1 protein-coding gene is annotated in these 400 nt (G+C 67.8%); it reads right to left on the minus strand.

Going from position 1 to position 400, the window contains the following annotated elements; translation table 11 throughout:
• Positions 1–211: 211 nt before the first annotated feature.
• Positions 212–400: hypothetical protein (locus RM812_RS42710; protein ID WP_311586499.1), on the minus strand; the 189-nt coding region annotated here is incomplete at its 5' end.

Below are 400 nucleotides of genomic sequence, written 5' to 3' on the forward strand. Positions count from 1 at the left end.
TCCTCACCCACCGTCAGACACAGCGGTGGACTGGCCAGCGGACGCCGCCTGAGGGCCAGTCGATGGGTGCCGTGACGGGATCCCGTACTGGCACGCTCCGCGAGCCGACCGTGATGGGGTGCTGACGAAGCTGGAGGAATGTCGTCGAGCCCCGGCCCGTCGCCGTACTACTCAGTGACGCTTCGGCAGCAACCACGGCATTGCGCCACGCTCACGCGGTAGCGACGAGGAGGGCGGCCGCGAGGTAGCTGAGGTTGACCACGACTCGTAGCACCAGCATCCAGGGCCGCTGCAGCAGTGGGCCGCGTCGTTGAGGGTGGCGGGCGGAGTCGAGATGACTGACGAGGTAAGCAGATATCAGGAGCGCGGCAAGCGCGCCACCCATAACCCGCGTGTGGGG

Origin of the sequence: Streptomyces lancefieldiae (assembly GCF_031845825.1) — a bacterium.
Classification (GTDB): Bacteria; Actinomycetota; Actinomycetes; order Streptomycetales; family Streptomycetaceae; genus Streptomyces; species Streptomyces lancefieldiae.